Below are 14,575 nucleotides of genomic sequence, written 5' to 3' on the forward strand. Positions count from 1 at the left end.
AATAATTTCCACTATTTTTTAAACAGTTTAGATATCTTTCATGGATATTGTTTGGGGTTGATGTCAGGATTGCTGCAATATTAAGTTTTACGATCCAAGTCATAAGGTCTTTTATGCCAGAGATTCAAATCACTAGTGATGAGTACAACAAACACTTTCCGCAGGAGAAGAGAGAGAAGGCGTTGAGGCAAGCTTTGGATATCCGAAAATTTGAGGTGGAGCTGTATTGGAAAAGAGCAACCTATTTCTGGACATTTATTGGTGCTATATTCGCAGGTTATATAGCAATTCAGGTTTCTAAATCGGGCCTTAAACAAGATTTATCTGTAATTTTGTCCTGTCTTGGATTTGTCTTCTCGGTTGCGTGGTTTTGTGTTAATCGTGGAAGTAAACATTGGCAAGAAAACTGGGAAAAGCATGTTGACCTATTGGAGGATGATGTGATGGGCCCGCTTTATAAGGTGGTTTTGACTCGAAGTGAAACCAAAAGTTGGAAGTATCTTTTTCTAACCAGCCCGCACAGAAGCTGGAAGGACTGGTTATATAAAGGGCAGCACCTTATTTCCGGTCCTACAAAATTTTCAGTCTCCAAAATTAATCAAATTATAAGTTTGTATGTTGCTTTGATTTGGCTTGTCTTGATAAAATATGCTCTTCCAGAGTTCAATTTTTCAAGTGATTTTAATCCATTATATGTAACGGTTGTTTCAATTAGTGCAATTGCTAGTTTGCTGTTTATTATTCTTGGGCGCTCATATGGGGGAGGTTATTGGCATAATGGAACAATAAGAACGTCTATGATAATGAAAGAGTGATTTCTTTTGATTTCGAATGATTTGAAAAATATGATTTTTCGCTCACAATACTTCGGACAGTTTTTCAGTATGAGTGAGCGGCTTTCTGCGAAAGCTAGGAAGCAATGGGGATTCTTTCATATTGCCTAGTGCCGACTTAGGCTTACGATAAAGTAGCTTTCCTGTATCTCAACCCTTATAGATTCAAACTACTATCACTCTAAATCTGTCCGAAGTATTGAGGTGCTATAAAAATGAGAAGATTCAGGGATGATATGGATTTCAATATATGGAGCTGGTGCCTTAGTATCAAGTGTGGGGGCTTGTTTCTTAGGTTTATTTTTGGTTCGTGATAAAGGCTGCTTGGTAACATAAGTAAGGTTGACATTTTGAACCTTAATTCTTATGTACTACGATTAAAGCAGTGAGTTCAATATGATGTTAGTTGATGGTATCTGAGTTAGATTAGAATATTTGAGGCTGGGATACCCCAAATATATGTAGTCTAAGTTATTGTTGTCATATGAAAAGCCGAGCAGAGCAGAGATTTAATCAAATATGTCTAAAAGTACATCAATAGAGCAGTGTGAAGATTTTCTCAAAAGGGAAAAAGAGTACAATCTAAAGAACAAAATTTGGCCGAGTGTGAATGTTGTTATCGATAGACTTCTGGAGCGCAGCCATGAAATGTCAGCAGTCTATGAAGAGTTAGCAAAGAAATATCCACTAGAAGTCACACATAAATTTCTTGATATTTTTCTGACCACGGTTGTATTTTGGAGTCCGAAAGAGGCCAATAAGCATAGAGAGCAGAAAAAACAATTAGGTAGGTTGAATGCAGAAATTGGGGAGCTGGCTAACAAGCTTGCTTCTTTGTTAAGCGAAAGGCGTGAGTTAAGTGATAGCTCGGACTTTAATGTCAGCTCGCATTTCTGTATTGTCAATGTTATCGATAATGCATCCAGACATAATGGTCACTATACTGGTTTTCTTAGAGGGCCATTACGGAGCTTAAAGGGTCAATATGATTTAAAATATTGGCCTAGCTTGTCTGAAGTTGTAAGCGAAATTAGCGTAGATGCTCATAGTGCAGAGGTTGCCCCAAGAAGCTCACAGACGATTGCTGCTATCTCTTCACAAAGGCCCTCAACTGCTGATTTTTTTAGGGCTCTCCTCGCGGCAATTGATGAAAATAGCACAGGTTTTGATCGCCAATTGCCAAAAGGTTTCAAATTAAGTGATTGTGCACTATCGATAATTGCCAACTGTGCGCTTGCTCTAGATCCAGAGGAGTTAACAGTTAGCTCTACTGTGAAAGGTATACGCCAACGCTTGAGGAATTCTAACTAAAGGCGTATGTTGTCGAACAGCTCTTCAAAAGGATAACATACTCCAATGACAATGATTGTCGCATTTCACCTTGGTTCATATGTGTTAGTTGCTGCGGATAAGCGAGAAACATACCAAGTGAATGGTGAGGTAGTTTCCATTATAAGTGATGAGATTCAGAAGTTGGTCCGGTGGCATGGTGGGGTGGCCACCGGGAGTGGTTATGTACCATTGCTGCATGATTTTAAGGAAAGGCTAGGTAACTCTGAAATTAAACACACTGATGAGATTGTTGGTATAGCGAAGGATTGTTCTCACAACCTCCCGTCTGACCAATTGTATTGGAAGAATTCAACAAATTGGCTTTTTACCTATCCTACCGATGGTCCACGAGGGCCAATTGTTAGGTTGGCCTTTATTAAGTCTGAATCTCCAGAAAATATCCGTATTCTTGAAAAGCACAAGTCTTTAATTTGGGCCAAGATGCCTGATTATGATGATCAATTATCAAGGCTGAACTTGTTACTTAGACCAGAGTCAGATTTATCTAATTTGGCTGATAGTATTTCTTACCATTTAGGCCTCCTGGCGCCGTTGTATTCTTATGTCGCAACTGTAAACTCTAGTGTTTCACCGCAATTTGAATGTTTCGTTCACTCTCCCGAGGTTAGTGGTATGGTATCAACTGCATAATGAAGCCTCTATAGAGCCACCTGAGCTACGTTTCGGCTAACCTCATTGTGCGGCATTAAGCTACAGGTTCTATTTTTACAATTAAGTGAAGCTATGAAAATCTTCTTCGATGTGGTAGATAAAACAGGCGACTATGAGGGGCGTTCTACTAGGCGTGAATTTTGGCTTTTCACTATATGGTACTGCTTGCTTTACTTTGCTTTTTTGGTCCTTGAAGAAGTGTTTTCCAATCTCAAGCCATACATATCCTCCTTGTATTTACTCTCATTTGTTGGGACTTATATATGCCTCAATAATCGCAGGTTACACGATAGTGGTAGGTCTGGATGGTGGCAGCTAATTAGCCTAATTCCCTTGGTAGGTTGGGCCTTCTATGTATATTTCATGGTCCAACCCAGCGACGACGACAACAAATACGGATCGAAAATACAGACAGATACACAGAAGCCTGTCGCTCAACAAGCCTGACCATTTGCTGCTGAGGGTGGCGCGCTTATGGTGCGCTTTTCTTGTAGGAGAAATAAAAAAAACCTCGGGCCAAAGCGCGAGGTTTTGTATCTCACAGGAAGAGTAAGGCCTTACAGCTCTAAGAGGTCGTAGTCAGCCTTGGTTCTTAGAGCTGTAGCTTTGCCATCATTGATGAGCTTAATTGGACCTTGGCAATTAAGACCTAATGAATTTTCAGGATTGTGAGGAGCAACTGCAAAGAGGCGGTGCCGTGCTTGCAGGCAAAAGTCAGCGTGCTTCATGGTTCCGCTTGATGTGGCAGATTCCACGATAACTGAAGATTGAGAGAGCCCAACCTGGATTCGGTTTCTGGCTACGAAGAAGTGTCTCTGGGGAGATACACCTTCAGGGTGCTCGGACACCCAAAGGCCGTCAGCATCAAGTATGCGCATTGCCAGCTTGTAGTTAGCTCGGGGGTTTGCAGTGTGTAGACCGTGGGCAAGCACGGCGATAGTGCCACCACCAACAGCCAGGGCGCCCTCATGGGCTGCGGCATCAATCCCCAGAGCAAGTCCGCTGACAACTACATTCCCTTTTGATACCGCGTAACCGGCAATTCTCCGGGCAATCTCCAGTCCATTCGTAGAGGCATCACGAGAGCCCACGATAGCTATGCCAGGCCTGGAGAGAAGGTCAATATTCCCGCGCGCATACAAGACCTCAGGAGGGCTGGGGGCACCCTCTAATCCCAGTGGGTATCTTTGGTCGCCGCGCTGAATCTCAACTGTGTCCACTGTTGACTGTCCTCTATGAGCTGACGCTGGAACAGTACCAGGGTCAATTTCAATATGCATACTGTATAAATGTACAGTATTTTGATAAATTGCCTCTGTGTCGACGGAAAGAAGGAGTTAAACCATGACATTCATAGAGGTTGAAGCCGAGATACGCGCTTGCTTGAACACTATTGAGGTGACCGCAGACACTGCCGACCCGAAACTAAGGGACATGCTCAAGGTCCAGGTGAACAACCTGGATGCGGCAACCAATGCCCTTGTAGATGAGCTGAACACTCTCAACGAGAAGCAGGCCCGACTGAAAGAGCTGCTGAAGTAACACTGCTGCGAGCCCCCCCACGACACAGTAAGGGTGTAACCGTTACGGATAAGCAAAAAATAAGTGGGGGACCAAGTGGGGGACCGCAGAAAGCAGAAACAAAAAAGCCCTGAAAAATCAGGGCTTTCTGTATGAATAATGGCGGTGGGGCAGGGATTCGAACCCTGGGACCTGTTACAGTCAACGGTTTTCAAGACCGCCGCTTTCGACCACTCAGCCACCCCACCAAATTGTGCTGCGCATTATACATGGCTTCCGGGGATGTACAAGCGCCATTTTGATTTTTTTTATATAGTTCAATAAGTTAGGTGATTTATTGACCAGCTCAAGGCTGATTGTCAGGTTGATAAGGTCGCCCCAGTCATTGGCTGGGGCGGCTTGGCAGTTATCGCTTAGCTCGCTTCTGCAGAGTCGCGATCGATATTTGCGCTGGCATCAACTTCCACGGCCTTGCGGCTGATACGCGGGTCGTTGGCCGGGCGGGCGAGGGCACGCGGATTGTGCTCAATTGCTGCCGGTTGCGCGGTATCCAGCGGCTGCTGGGAGCCCACTTTGCGGTGCTCAGTAACAATTGAGAATTCACCCAGTGGTTTGGGGTTGATACGCGGATCATTTACTGCGCGTCCCTGGCTGGGTGCGGTCGGTTTCTCTTCGGAAGCTGCCTGCTCGGCGGCAACAATTTCTTCCTGAGCTTCCGGCTCACTGGTGCCTGCCTGTTCCTGTAAAGCTTCAGCTGCAGCTTGTGCTTCCTCAAGCACGATTTCCTCTGCTGCTTCTACTTCTGGCTTGGCAGGAGTGGTTTCAGCTTTGGGGGCAGCCGGAACTTCTGCCGTGGTGGCTTTTTGTTCTGGCGCTTGCTTTACGGGCTTGGCCGGCTCGGCAGCTGGCACAGCTGCTTTTTCTACCGGGGTAGCTTTGGGCTTGGGCTGTGTAGGCCGCTGTTGCTGCTCGGAGGCGGAAGCTTTGGCTGCCTGCTGAGCGCTCTGCGGTTGAGCTACAGGCTTCTGGGTCTCTCGTGCTTCAGATTTTTCCTCGTGAGCAGTTCGCACCGGCATTGTGATGGCGGGCTGAGCTGGTTGCTTGGGAGCTCTCTGAGGCTTCTGAGAGTCTTTTGCCTTGGGTTTGGGCGCCTCGGCACGAGCCTCTTTTGCGACTTCCTTGGTCTTGCGGACTTCGCTTTCAGCTTCGTCGATGGCTTCGTGAACTTCGCGATTCAGCTCTTCCTGGCTGTGAGCTACCGCAGTTGCTGCGGTGTTCTCACTGCGGCGTCCGCCGCGACGGCGCGCCTGAGGGCGGCCGCGCACATTGCTCGGGCGACGTGCTGGACGCTGCTGATCGGAAGTGTCTCCAGCCTGTTCGTTGGTATCAACGGTATTTTGGGTTTCAGCAGCTTGGGTGCGGTTGTCGCTGCGGCGGTTGTCGTTGCGGCGACGGCGACGTCTGCGCTGACCTTCACCTTGGCGATCGGAGGCGCTGTCATGCTCGTCCAGCTTGGCGCTGCGCTTATCTTCGCGTTGGTCGTCGCGTTTATTGTCTTCGCGGCGATCATCCTTGCGGCGCGCGGGGCGGCCACTGCGGTTGTTGCGATTTCCGCGCTGGTTGCGATTGCGGTTGCGCTGCTGGTAGTCCTTGCCACGGCCTTTGGACTTTTGATGCTTCTTCGGCTCTTCCTCTTCTGCGGTGAAGAAGGAGGCGATAGCACTAATCAATCGGCTGAAGAGTCCCGGCTCTTCCTTTTTCTCCGGGGTGGGAGCTGGAGCGGTGTGGGCAATTTGCTGCACGGCCGCTTGCGCTGAAGCTGGACGCTGTGGCTTTTCCTCTTTCTTGGTCACTGTCTCTTCGGCAGTGCCAGAAATCTTGTAGGAAGTTTCCAGGGTCGCGGTGTCATCGTCACGCAGGCGCTGAACTTCAAAGTGCGGCGTTTCCATTTCCGCGCTGGGCACAACTACTACGCGAGTGGAATTGCGGGACTCGATCTGGGAGATCGTTTTACGCTTTTCGTTCAGCAGGTAGGTCGCGACATTCACCGGGGTAATTGCACGGATCTCAGCGCTGCGCTCTTTCTTCGCTTCCTCTTCTACCAGGCGGAGAATGGAGAGAGCCAGAGACTTGGTGCCGCGAATGGTGCCTTGACCGCTACAGCGGGGGCAGACGCGGAAGGTGGTTTCACCCAGGGATGGGCGCAGGCGCTGGCGGGACATTTCCAAAAGTCCGAAGCGGGAGATGCGGCCAACCTGAACGCGGGCGCGATCCATGCTGAGGGCCTTCTCCATGCGCTTTTCAACTTCGCGCTGGTTTGACTTGCTCTGCATGTCGATAAAGTCGATGACAACCAGTCCACCCATATCGCGCAGGCGCAGCTGGCGAGCGATTTCATCGGCGGCTTCCAGGTTGATATTGCGCGCGGTCTCTTCGATATCGCCGCCCTTGGTTGCGCGGGAGGAGTTGATATCGATAGATACCAGAGCCTCGGTCACATCGATAACGATGGAGCCACCGGAGGGGAGCTTCACTTCGCGTTCGAATGCTGTTTCGATCTGGCTTTCAATTTGATAGCGATTGAACAGCGGGATGGCGTCTTCGTAGTACTTCACCTTATTGGCGTAGTGGGGCATTACCTGGCGAGCAAACTCTGCGGCCAGCTCAAAGGCGCCTTTGTCGTCGACAATAACTTCGCCGATATCGTCGCGCATGTAGTCGCGGATGGCGCGGATAATGACGTTGCTTTCCTGGAACAGGAAGTGTGGCGCTTTGGAGGTATCAGCTTCTTCTTTGATGGCGTTCCAAAGTTGCAGCAGGTAGTTGAGGTCCCATTGCAGCTCGTCACCGCTGCGGCCAACGCCGGCGGTACGCACGATGATGCCCATGCCCGAAGGGACGTCTACACTGGCCAGTGCGTCGCGGAGCTCGGAGCGCTCATCACCTTCAATGCGGCGGGAGATGCCACCGGCACGAGGGTTGTTGGGCATTAACACCAAGTAGCGGCCGGCGAGGCTGACAAAGGTGGTGAGGGCGGCGCCTTTGTTGCCGCGCTCTTCTTTGTCCACCTGGACAATAACTTCCATGCCTTCTTTGACAACATCTTTGATTTTGATGCGGCCTTCGATGTCTTTGGGCTGCTTGAGGAAGTACTCGCGAGAGATTTCTTTCAAGGGGAGGAACCCGTGGCGCTCTTCGCCGTAGTCGACGAATGCAGCTTCGAGGGAGGGTTCTACACGGGTAATCTTACCTTTGTAGATGTTCGCTTTTTTCTGCTGGCGGGTTCGGTTCTCAATATCTAAATCATAGAGCCACTGGCCGTCGACCAGGGCAACACGCAACTCTTCAGGTTGGGTTGCGTTGATTAGCATTCTTTTCATGCGTGTCGTTTTCCTTGCGTTGCGCAAAGGTGTGACACCGCTACTCACAGGCTTGCTTGTTGGCTGTCCGGTGGAGAGGACCACCAGGCAGGGCAGGGAAAATGAGGTATGCCAGCTCTACCGCGCCATGGATCTATGCGGCTTGTTGAGATTGGCATTTGCCTATTATTCGCTCTGCAAAAACTCCGGATACGCGCTGTTATTGTGCTATCCGTTGGTACCTTTAATACCTTTTGTTAGTACTGCCCTATACCTGTGCCGCAGGCTTCTGCAGCAGGGTTGGGCGCCGCCCCTTGGTTTGTTTCATGCTGGGCGGCAAGGTTTGCGTCAATCATCAGAGGTTCTGCAGTTCAGCTTTTGGCTGATACCCATTCTTCTTAATTTTTTTACCAGGCTTGCGGAAGCTGTGCTGCCCTGGTTGCCAGTTCGGTTGCTGGCTCGTCGTATTCTGCAAAACCGGACGCAAGTTTGAGTCGTCCTTTCAAGCGCTGCGGGTCACGGCCCGTCTTACCTTCGCGATAATTACCCGCATAACCGCGGGCTGTTGTTGCCGGTGAGCTCCCCTCTGGTTCTGGTAATTGGGGGACATCTCAACGGCTAAGTTTTATCAATGACGCGGCATCCCCGCGCACCGACCGAATGGGGTATTTTCGTTGGGGTCACGGCTATCTCTTCATGTGGGAAGTCGCCTTTGACCGAAAATACGCCGAATTCAGGCCGGCCGAATATAGCATGGGCAGGGAGGTGCTTCAATTGTATCCCTGGCAACGCTATGATGCGCGTCATGCGAAGTATACCCCACCCCAAGAAGGCTCCGGCCGAGACCCCATCAAAGACCTCGAATCCATCTGGCGGCGTGCAGCTTTTAACTGTACCTGAAGAGCTGGCGGGACAGAGGATCGACAATTTCCTCCAGGCGCGCCTCAAGGGTGTGCCGCGTTCACGTATATACCGAATCCTGCGTAAGGGTGAGGTAAGAGTAAATAAAGGACGAATAAAGGCTGAATACAAGTTAAAGGCGGGCGATGTGGTGCGAGTGCCGCCAATTCGTGTTGCCGAGCAGGCTGAGGCCCCTCTTGCTGGTGAATCTCTGCGCCAGCTGATCCAGGAGTCCATACTTTACGACAGGCACGGGCTTATGGTGATCAATAAGCCATCGGGCCTTGCGGTCCATGGCGGCAGCGGTGTCAGGTTGGGCCTGATTGAAGTTTTGCGCCAGATGTTTCCGCAAAGCCCGTTTATTGAGTTGGTGCACCGCCTGGACCGGGATACCAGTGGCGCCATCATGGTGGCCCGCAAGCGTGCGGTATTGCAGCATGTTCAGTCGGAGTTGCGGGCGGGAAAGATCGGTAAATCGTATCAGGCATTGGCGGTGGGCAAGTGGCCCCGAGGTCGCCGCGTTGTTGAGGCACCTTTGCGTAAGAACACTTTGAAAAGCGGCGAGAGAATGGTGTCGGTGCACCCGGAGGGCAAGCCTTCAGAGACTCGCTTTAAGTTGATTGAGAGATTTAAGGCGGCGACTCTGCTTTCCGCAGAGCCGGTCACCGGGCGAACACACCAAATTCGAGTTCATGCTCAGTTTGCTGGTTGCCCTCTGGCGGGCGACAACAAGTACACCTCGGACGAAGTCAATCGTGAATTTCGTAGTCGCGGTCTGAAGCGTCTCTTTTTGCACTCGGCTTCAGTGCGCTGCTCTTTGCCAGATGGCTCCAAGGTTGAGGTGGAGGCTCCACTCCCTGCGGAGCTGAGTGCAGTGCTGAATAGATTAAGGGAAGAGTAGGACGTTCTTTTGTTATGTTGGTAATCCTCGATTGGGACGGGACGGTTTGTAATTCTGAGGCGCGTATCGTCGATTGTATGTTGCGGGCAGCAGATAGAGCTGGTTTGCCGGTGCTTGCCCCGGAAGCGGTTAGCAACATTATCGGGCTTGGTCTGCCGGAAGCGATATCCTCTCTGTTTCCGGAGGCTGCCAGTGAGGAAAAGCTCACGTTGCGCCAGCTTTACTTTGATGAGTGGATGGCGGCCCGGGTTGAACCCCTGCCGTTATTTGAGGGAGTCCTGGATACCCTGGACCAGTTGCTGTGCGGTGGTCACCAGTTGGCGGTAGCGACCGGGAAGAGTCGGCAGGGGCTCAATCGGGAATTTGAGGAACACGGCCTCGGCCACTTGTTTGCCGCCAGTCGTTGTGCGGATGAGACCGCTTCCAAGCCTGACCCGCTGATGCTGAATGAGTTGCTACATGAGACCGGAACCGGTCCGGAGCAGGCGGTAATGGTAGGGGATACCGTATACGACCTGGAAATGGCGGCGGCGATCGGTATGCCCTCTATCGGGGTGAGCTATGGCGCTCATTGCCCAACCCGACTGCAGGGGTGTGGCCCCAAGGTTGTTATCGATCGTTTCTCTGAGCTGCTCCGCTGGCCGCCACTCCTTTAAGTGGCCTGCGGGCCCAATGGATCTATGCCAAAGTGGTTCAGCATATCGGTAAGGCGGATTAGTGGCAGCCCTACCAGGGTGTTGAGATCTGCTCCTTCAAGCCTTTCAAATAGGGCGATACCTAGCCCTTCCACTTTAAAAGAGCCGGCGCAATCGTAAGGTTGTTCCAGCTCTACATATCGTTCAATTTGCTCTGTGCTCAGCTGTCGAAAGTAGACGGTGAAGGTTTCCGTATCGCCCAACTGCTCTCCGCTTGCGCTATTCAGCAGGCTCAAGCCGGTGTGGAATATCACTTTTTTGCCGTTGCAGGCTTGCAGCTGGGCGATGGCGCGCTCCCTACTGCCTGGCTTGCCAAGTATTTGACCGTCGCAAGAGGCAACTTGATCTGAACCGATAATCAGTGATTTCGGGTGGCGGCCTGCCAAGGTGCGCGCTTTCTCTGTGGCGAGGCGCAGGGCGAGTGCAGCTGGCGCTTCCCCCGCCTGTGGTGCTTCATCTATATGGGGCGAATCCTGCTGAAAGGGGATGCCAAGCTGTTGTAGTAGGGTTCTGCGGTAAGGAGAGCTGGAGGCTAGTATCAGAGGGTGGGGCATTCTGGTGGATTTTCCGCTGGGTCGAATAGTGGTTTGTGACCGGGCGATACTGCAATGCCTGATTTGTTTTGACAAGGCTAAGGTGAGTCCATAGAATTGCGCGCTTATGTCGATAGCCCCCTCTAAATCAGTATTGCCAAAGAGCATTGATGCTCGGAAATTGGTACAGCGAGAGCAGTTGCTCGATGGTGTTTTGCCGTTGGAGTCCCTGCCTCGGGTTGGTAGCGCAGTTGAGTCTGTCCACGGAGAGATTTCTGCTGAATTGCAGTTTGAGCGAGACTTGCAAGGTCACCAAACGGTGAGCGGCAAGGTTCAACTTGCAGTTGACCTCTTGTGTCAGCGCTGTTTGTCACCGGTCCATGAGCAGATCGAGGCACAGTTTAGTTGGGGTATCGTATGGACTGAGGAGCAGGGTAAGGCCCTGCCCAAAGATCTGGACCCGGTGATCCAGGACGGCGATGAGCTGGACTTGCACCAGATCCTTGAAGATGAAATTTTGCTCAATTTGCCAATGGTGGCTTATCACCAGGAAGAATGTGTCTCCAAGGAGAGCTTTCATTTTGGTGGCGAGGTTGCCGAGGCGGATGAGCAACAGGCAAACCCCTTTAAAGTGCTGGAGCAGTTGAAGGGTTCGTCGGGTAAATCCTAGGTTTCCCGATGAGTTTGGGCTCGCCGGTAGGCGCCCCGGTTCCAGCGAAATTTGTTTATTTTAGGAGCTAGCAATGGCTGTTCAACAAAACAAGAAGACTCGTTCCCGTCGCGGTATGCGCCGTTCCCACGATGCGCTGGGCGCAGGTGCTACCCTTTCCGTCGATCCGACTACCGGTGAAAAACACCGTCGTCACCACGTGACCAAAGACGGTTTCTACCGTGGTCGCAAAGTGATCGAAGTTAGCGGCGGCTCTGAAGAAGAGTAAGCTTTGTCCAGCCAATTGCGATTGGCCGTGGATGCAATGGGCGGGGACTTAGGTCCCCGCTCTGTCGTTCCGGCATGTATTAGATTTCTTCAAAACTTCCCTGAAGCGCAGCTAAAGCTATTTGGTCCGCGCGCAGAGCTTCAAGCTCTGGTTCATCAAGAGCTGCAGCGCCATCGCCGCCGCGTTACCCGCCGTCTCGAAATTATCCATTGCGAGCAAGTCATCACTCAAGAGTGCAATCCGTTGCAGGCTGTTCGCCATAAGCGCGATTCAACCATGGCGATGGCCCTGAAGAGTGTTGCATCGGGAGATGTGCAAGCAGCAGTTACCTCCGGCAATACCGGCGCCTTGTTGGCGTTGAGTCGCAGTATTCTCGGTAATATCCAAGGTGTTAGGAAGCCGGCGCTCGGTAAGTCTGTACCTTCGGGTATGGGTTCCTGCTATCTTTTGGACCTTGGTGCCAATGTGGATTGCAGTGCTGAGGATTTGCTTCAGTTCGCCCGTATGGGGATTGAGGCTCAGCGGATTCATACTGCCCGCAAGAGCGTGAAGGATATAAAGGTGGCGCTGCTCAATATTGGGGCGGAAGCACATAAAGGTAGCGCCGAAATACGCCGTGCAGCGGAGCTGCTCGATGCGGACCCCGGGGTCAATTATGTTGGCTTTGTTGAGGGGCATGATATTTTTACCGGCTCGGTAGATGTGGTTGTTTGCGACGGCCTGATGGGTAATGTTGCGATGAAATCTGCCGAGGGTGTGATTCGACTAATGGGTCAAAAAGCGTTCACAATCGAGAAAAGAGGGTGTTTCAAGCGTTTTTTTGGCCAATTGGCCATAAAGCTGTTGCGAAAATGGCGTACACAGGTGGAACCTGCTCGCTATAATGGCGCCAGCTTTGTAGGGGTAAAGGGCAACGTGATCAAGAGTCACGGCGGTGCCAGCAGCGAAGCTTTTTATCGGGCGATGGTTACGGCGAAGGAGTGTGCCGATGCTGACCTGGCAGCCAGGGTCGATGCCGCTATGGCACAATCCGGCGAAAGACGCTCCATGGATGAAGGGTAAAAAGCAGTTTTCCCTTACTGAAATCAGCCACATTTAGGTTAAGGATATCTTATGACCAATGCCGCACTCGCATTTGTCTTTCCGGGGCAGGGTTCCCAGAAAATAGGTATGCTCTCTGAGATTGCCCAAGAGGCGCCTGAAATTCAGGCCACTTTTGCCGAAGCATCCAATGTGCTCGGCTATGACCTCTGGGACCTGTGCCAGAATGGCGAGCAGGAAGCCATTAATCTCACCCAGCGTACCCAGCCCCTCTTACTGACTTCCAGTGTTGCCCTTTATCGCATGTGGCGCTCTCGCGGCGGTGCCCAGCCTGCATTCATGGCCGGTCACAGTTTGGGTGAGTGGTCAGCACTGGTGTGCTCTGGCGTTCTGGCATTTAAAGATGCGGTTCATTTGGTTCGCGAGCGCGGCCGCTTGATGCAGGAGGCGGTTCCCGTAGGGGAGGGCGCTATGGCTGCGATCATCGGTCTTGATGATGCAGCTGTCGAAGAAGCTTGTGCTGCTTCTGCTGAGGATGAAATAGTCGCTGCGGTGAATTACAACTCTCCCGGCCAGATTGTTATTGCGGGAAGTAGCGCGGCGGTGCAGCGCGCCATCGAAGCCTGTAAAGCTGCCGGTGCAAAGAAGGCTATGCCTCTTCCGGTCAGTGCTCCATTCCACACTGAGCTGATGCGTCCCGCGGCGGAAAAGCTGACCCCTCAAATAGAGGCGACAGAATTTAACGCGCCGGAAATACCCATCGTGCACAATGTCCACGCTGAGCTTGAATCGGATCCGGAAAAAATTAAGACCCTGATGATCGAGCAGATTTATCGCCCGGTTCGCTGGACTGCCTGCGCACAAAAAATTATTGGCTCCGGAGTGGAGCAAATGGTTGAGTGTGGTCCGGGTAAGGTTTTGTCTGGCCTGATCAAACGTGTCGATCGAAGTGTTTCCTGTCACGCAATCGATAGCCCCAGTAACTTTAATGAAGCTCTGCGAGCTACAGCGGTATAAATCGCTCAAAAAGTAGTCCAGAAGTCGAATAAGGATAAGTGAGAATGACCTTACAGATGTCCCTTGAGGGTAAAGTTGCCTTGGTGACAGGTGCAAGTCGCGGTATTGGTGCGGCAATTGCAGATATGCTCGGTGGAATGGGTGCCACAGTTATTGGTACTGCCACCAGCGAATCCGGTGCTGAAAAAATAAGCGCCCGCTTCGCAGAAGCCGGTATCGCAGGTGCCGGTAAAGTTCTGGATGTGGGCAATGCGGAAAGTGTTTCCGAGCTTCATGCAGCGATAAAAAATGAGTTTGGTGCTCCTGCGATATTGGTTAATAATGCTGGCATCACCAAGGACAACTTGTTGATGCGCATGAAGGATGACGAGTGGGATTCAGTCGTCAATACGAATTTGACCGCGGTCTATCGCATGAGTAAGGCTTGCCTGCGCGATATGACCAAGGCGCGATGGGGACGGATTATTAATATCAGCTCCGTCGTAGGAAGTATGGGTAATGCCGGTCAGAGCAATTATGCGGCGACCAAAGCTGGTGTGGGAGGCTTCGCCCGCTCCCTGGCTTCGGAGGTGGGCTCCCGAGGAATCACGGTTAATACCGTAGCTCCCGGCTTTATTGATACTGACATGACAAAAGTCTTGCCTGAAGCGCAACGCGAGTTGCTTCTGGGTAAGATTCCTCTCGCGAGGCTCGGAAAGCCGGAAGAAATTGCTTCGGTGGTTTCCTTCCTGGCTAGCGATGCGGGAGGCTACGTCACCGGTGAGACAATTCATGTCAATGGCGGTATGTACATGGCGTAGTTTGTGTTTCAGAATATGTCTTTAACTTATTGA

At 51.2% G+C, this 14,575-nt stretch carries 16 protein-coding genes and 1 tRNA gene; 13 read left to right on the forward strand and 4 right to left on the reverse strand.

Annotation, left to right across the window (positions count from 1 at the left end):
• The first annotated feature begins 113 nt into the window (after nucleotides 1-113).
• From ACJJIE_RS03940 to ACJJIE_RS03955, 4 genes are all read left to right on the forward strand, one after another.
• Entirely contained in the window at nucleotides 114-815 is a 702-nt protein-coding gene (locus tag ACJJIE_RS03940; protein WP_282932256.1) for a RipA family octameric membrane protein, read from the forward strand.
• A gap of 537 nt (nucleotides 816-1,352) precedes the next feature.
• On the forward strand, nucleotides 1,353-2,144 hold the full coding sequence (locus ACJJIE_RS03945) for a hypothetical protein (RefSeq protein ID WP_282932257.1): 792 nt from the start codon (nucleotides 1,353-1,355) through the stop codon (nucleotides 2,142-2,144).
• A 45-nt stretch (nucleotides 2,145-2,189) separates the two neighbouring features.
• Entirely contained in the window at nucleotides 2,190-2,816 is a 627-nt protein-coding gene (locus tag ACJJIE_RS03950; RefSeq protein ID WP_282932258.1) for a hypothetical protein, read from the forward strand.
• Nucleotides 2,817-2,909: 93 nt separating this feature from the next.
• Nucleotides 2,910-3,284 (forward strand): DUF805 domain-containing protein, encoded by a 375-nt coding sequence (locus ACJJIE_RS03955; protein ID WP_353057026.1) that lies wholly within the window; start codon nucleotides 2,910-2,912, stop codon nucleotides 3,282-3,284.
• 110 nt (nucleotides 3,285-3,394) lie between these two features.
• Here the strand turns inward: ACJJIE_RS03955 and ACJJIE_RS03960 are convergent, their stop codons facing one another.
• On the reverse strand, nucleotides 3,395-4,057 hold the full coding sequence (locus ACJJIE_RS03960; RefSeq protein ID WP_444893639.1) for a DNA-processing protein DprA: 663 nt from the start codon (nucleotides 4,055-4,057) through the stop codon (nucleotides 3,395-3,397).
• Nucleotides 4,058-4,181: 124 nt separating this feature from the next.
• On the opposite strand from ACJJIE_RS03960, the gene ACJJIE_RS03965 reads away from it, so the two are divergent.
• Nucleotides 4,182-4,379: a hypothetical protein gene (locus ACJJIE_RS03965; RefSeq protein ID WP_444893591.1), complete on the forward strand. Its 198-nt coding sequence runs from the start codon at nucleotides 4,182-4,184 to the stop codon at nucleotides 4,377-4,379.
• A gap of 139 nt (nucleotides 4,380-4,518) precedes the next feature.
• Here the strand turns inward: ACJJIE_RS03965 and ACJJIE_RS03970 are convergent.
• Nucleotides 4,519-4,606: transfer RNA gene (locus ACJJIE_RS03970), tRNA-Ser, on the reverse strand.
• 165 nt (nucleotides 4,607-4,771) lie between these two features.
• Nucleotides 4,772-7,738, reverse strand: a complete 2,967-nt coding sequence (rne, locus tag ACJJIE_RS03975; RefSeq protein ID WP_444893640.1) for a ribonuclease E — start codon at nucleotides 7,736-7,738, stop codon at nucleotides 4,772-4,774.
• On the opposite strand from rne, the gene ACJJIE_RS03980 reads away from it, so the two are divergent.
• The 3 genes from ACJJIE_RS03980 (at nucleotide 7,737) to ACJJIE_RS03990 (ending at nucleotide 10,174) form a co-directional block, all read left to right on the forward strand.
• Complete coding sequence (locus ACJJIE_RS03980) at nucleotides 7,737-8,210, forward strand: hypothetical protein (protein ID WP_444893641.1); 474 nt, start codon at nucleotides 7,737-7,739, stop codon at nucleotides 8,208-8,210. The genes rne and ACJJIE_RS03980 overlap by 2 nt on opposite strands.
• A 312-nt stretch (nucleotides 8,211-8,522) precedes the next feature.
• A complete protein-coding gene (gene rluC / locus ACJJIE_RS03985; RefSeq protein ID WP_444893642.1) occupies nucleotides 8,523-9,518 on the forward strand; it encodes a 23S rRNA pseudouridine(955/2504/2580) synthase RluC in 996 nt (331 codons plus the stop codon).
• 14 nt (nucleotides 9,519-9,532) lie between these two features.
• Nucleotides 9,533-10,174, forward strand: coding sequence for an HAD-IA family hydrolase (locus tag ACJJIE_RS03990; protein ID WP_282932471.1), 642 nt, complete (start codon nucleotides 9,533-9,535; stop codon nucleotides 10,172-10,174).
• Here ACJJIE_RS03990 and ACJJIE_RS03995 read toward each other — a convergent pair.
• Nucleotides 10,171-10,767, reverse strand: a complete 597-nt coding sequence (locus ACJJIE_RS03995) for a Maf family protein (protein WP_444893643.1) — start codon at nucleotides 10,765-10,767, stop codon at nucleotides 10,171-10,173. The genes ACJJIE_RS03990 and ACJJIE_RS03995 overlap by 4 nt on opposite strands.
• Before the next feature lie 106 nt (nucleotides 10,768-10,873).
• Between ACJJIE_RS03995 and ACJJIE_RS04000 the strand changes: the two genes are divergently transcribed.
• The 5 genes from ACJJIE_RS04000 to fabG all read left to right on the forward strand — a co-directional run bounded on the left by ACJJIE_RS04000 (nucleotide 10,874) and on the right by fabG (nucleotide 14,542).
• Nucleotides 10,874-11,416, forward strand: a complete 543-nt coding sequence (locus tag ACJJIE_RS04000) for a YceD family protein (protein ID WP_108733565.1) — start codon at nucleotides 10,874-10,876, stop codon at nucleotides 11,414-11,416.
• A gap of 73 nt (nucleotides 11,417-11,489) precedes the next feature.
• Nucleotides 11,490-11,684: a 50S ribosomal protein L32 gene (rpmF, locus tag ACJJIE_RS04005; protein ID WP_108733564.1), complete on the forward strand. Its 195-nt coding sequence runs from the start codon at nucleotides 11,490-11,492 to the stop codon at nucleotides 11,682-11,684.
• A gap of 3 nt (nucleotides 11,685-11,687) precedes the next feature.
• Entirely contained in the window at nucleotides 11,688-12,746 is a 1,059-nt protein-coding gene (gene plsX, locus ACJJIE_RS04010; protein WP_282932473.1) for a phosphate acyltransferase PlsX, read from the forward strand.
• Nucleotides 12,747-12,797: 51 nt separating this feature from the next.
• Nucleotides 12,798-13,742, forward strand: coding sequence for an ACP S-malonyltransferase (gene fabD, locus ACJJIE_RS04015; RefSeq protein ID WP_444893644.1), 945 nt, complete (start codon nucleotides 12,798-12,800; stop codon nucleotides 13,740-13,742).
• Between the two features lie 56 nt (nucleotides 13,743-13,798).
• On the forward strand, nucleotides 13,799-14,542 hold the full coding sequence (gene fabG, locus ACJJIE_RS04020) for a 3-oxoacyl-ACP reductase FabG (protein ID WP_444894745.1): 744 nt from the start codon (nucleotides 13,799-13,801) through the stop codon (nucleotides 14,540-14,542).
• The last annotated feature ends 33 nt before the right edge of the window (nucleotides 14,543-14,575 follow it).

It is taken from the genome of Microbulbifer maximicatervae (SeqCode), from assembly GCF_052467325.1.

Coding starts and splice junctions, on each gene's coding strand:
- ACJJIE_RS03940 (WP_282932256.1), top strand. CDS start 114: ATGCCAGAGATTCAAATCACTAGTGATGAGTACAACAAACACTTTCCG.
- ACJJIE_RS03945 (WP_282932257.1), top strand. CDS start 1,353: ATGTCTAAAAGTACATCAATAGAGCAGTGTGAAGATTTTCTCAAAAGG.
- ACJJIE_RS03950 (WP_282932258.1), top strand. CDS start 2,190: ATGACAATGATTGTCGCATTTCACCTTGGTTCATATGTGTTAGTTGCT.
- ACJJIE_RS03955 (WP_353057026.1), top strand. CDS start 2,910: ATGAAAATCTTCTTCGATGTGGTAGATAAAACAGGCGACTATGAGGGG.
- ACJJIE_RS03965 (WP_444893591.1), top strand. CDS start 4,182: ATGACATTCATAGAGGTTGAAGCCGAGATACGCGCTTGCTTGAACACT.
- ACJJIE_RS03980 (WP_444893641.1), top strand. CDS start 7,737: ATGCGTGTCGTTTTCCTTGCGTTGCGCAAAGGTGTGACACCGCTACTC.
- rne (WP_444893640.1), bottom strand. CDS start 7,738: ATGAAAAGAATGCTAATCAACGCAACCCAACCTGAAGAGTTGCGTGTT.
- rluC (WP_444893642.1), top strand. CDS start 8,523: ATGCGAAGTATACCCCACCCCAAGAAGGCTCCGGCCGAGACCCCATCA.
- ACJJIE_RS03990 (WP_282932471.1), top strand. CDS start 9,533: ATGTTGGTAATCCTCGATTGGGACGGGACGGTTTGTAATTCTGAGGCG.
- ACJJIE_RS03995 (WP_444893643.1), bottom strand. CDS start 10,767: ATGCCCCACCCTCTGATACTAGCCTCCAGCTCTCCTTACCGCAGAACC.
- ACJJIE_RS04000 (WP_108733565.1), top strand. CDS start 10,874: ATGTCGATAGCCCCCTCTAAATCAGTATTGCCAAAGAGCATTGATGCT.
- rpmF (WP_108733564.1), top strand. CDS start 11,490: ATGGCTGTTCAACAAAACAAGAAGACTCGTTCCCGTCGCGGTATGCGC.
- fabD (WP_444893644.1), top strand. CDS start 12,798: ATGACCAATGCCGCACTCGCATTTGTCTTTCCGGGGCAGGGTTCCCAG.
- fabG (WP_444894745.1), top strand. CDS start 13,799: ATGTCCCTTGAGGGTAAAGTTGCCTTGGTGACAGGTGCAAGTCGCGGT.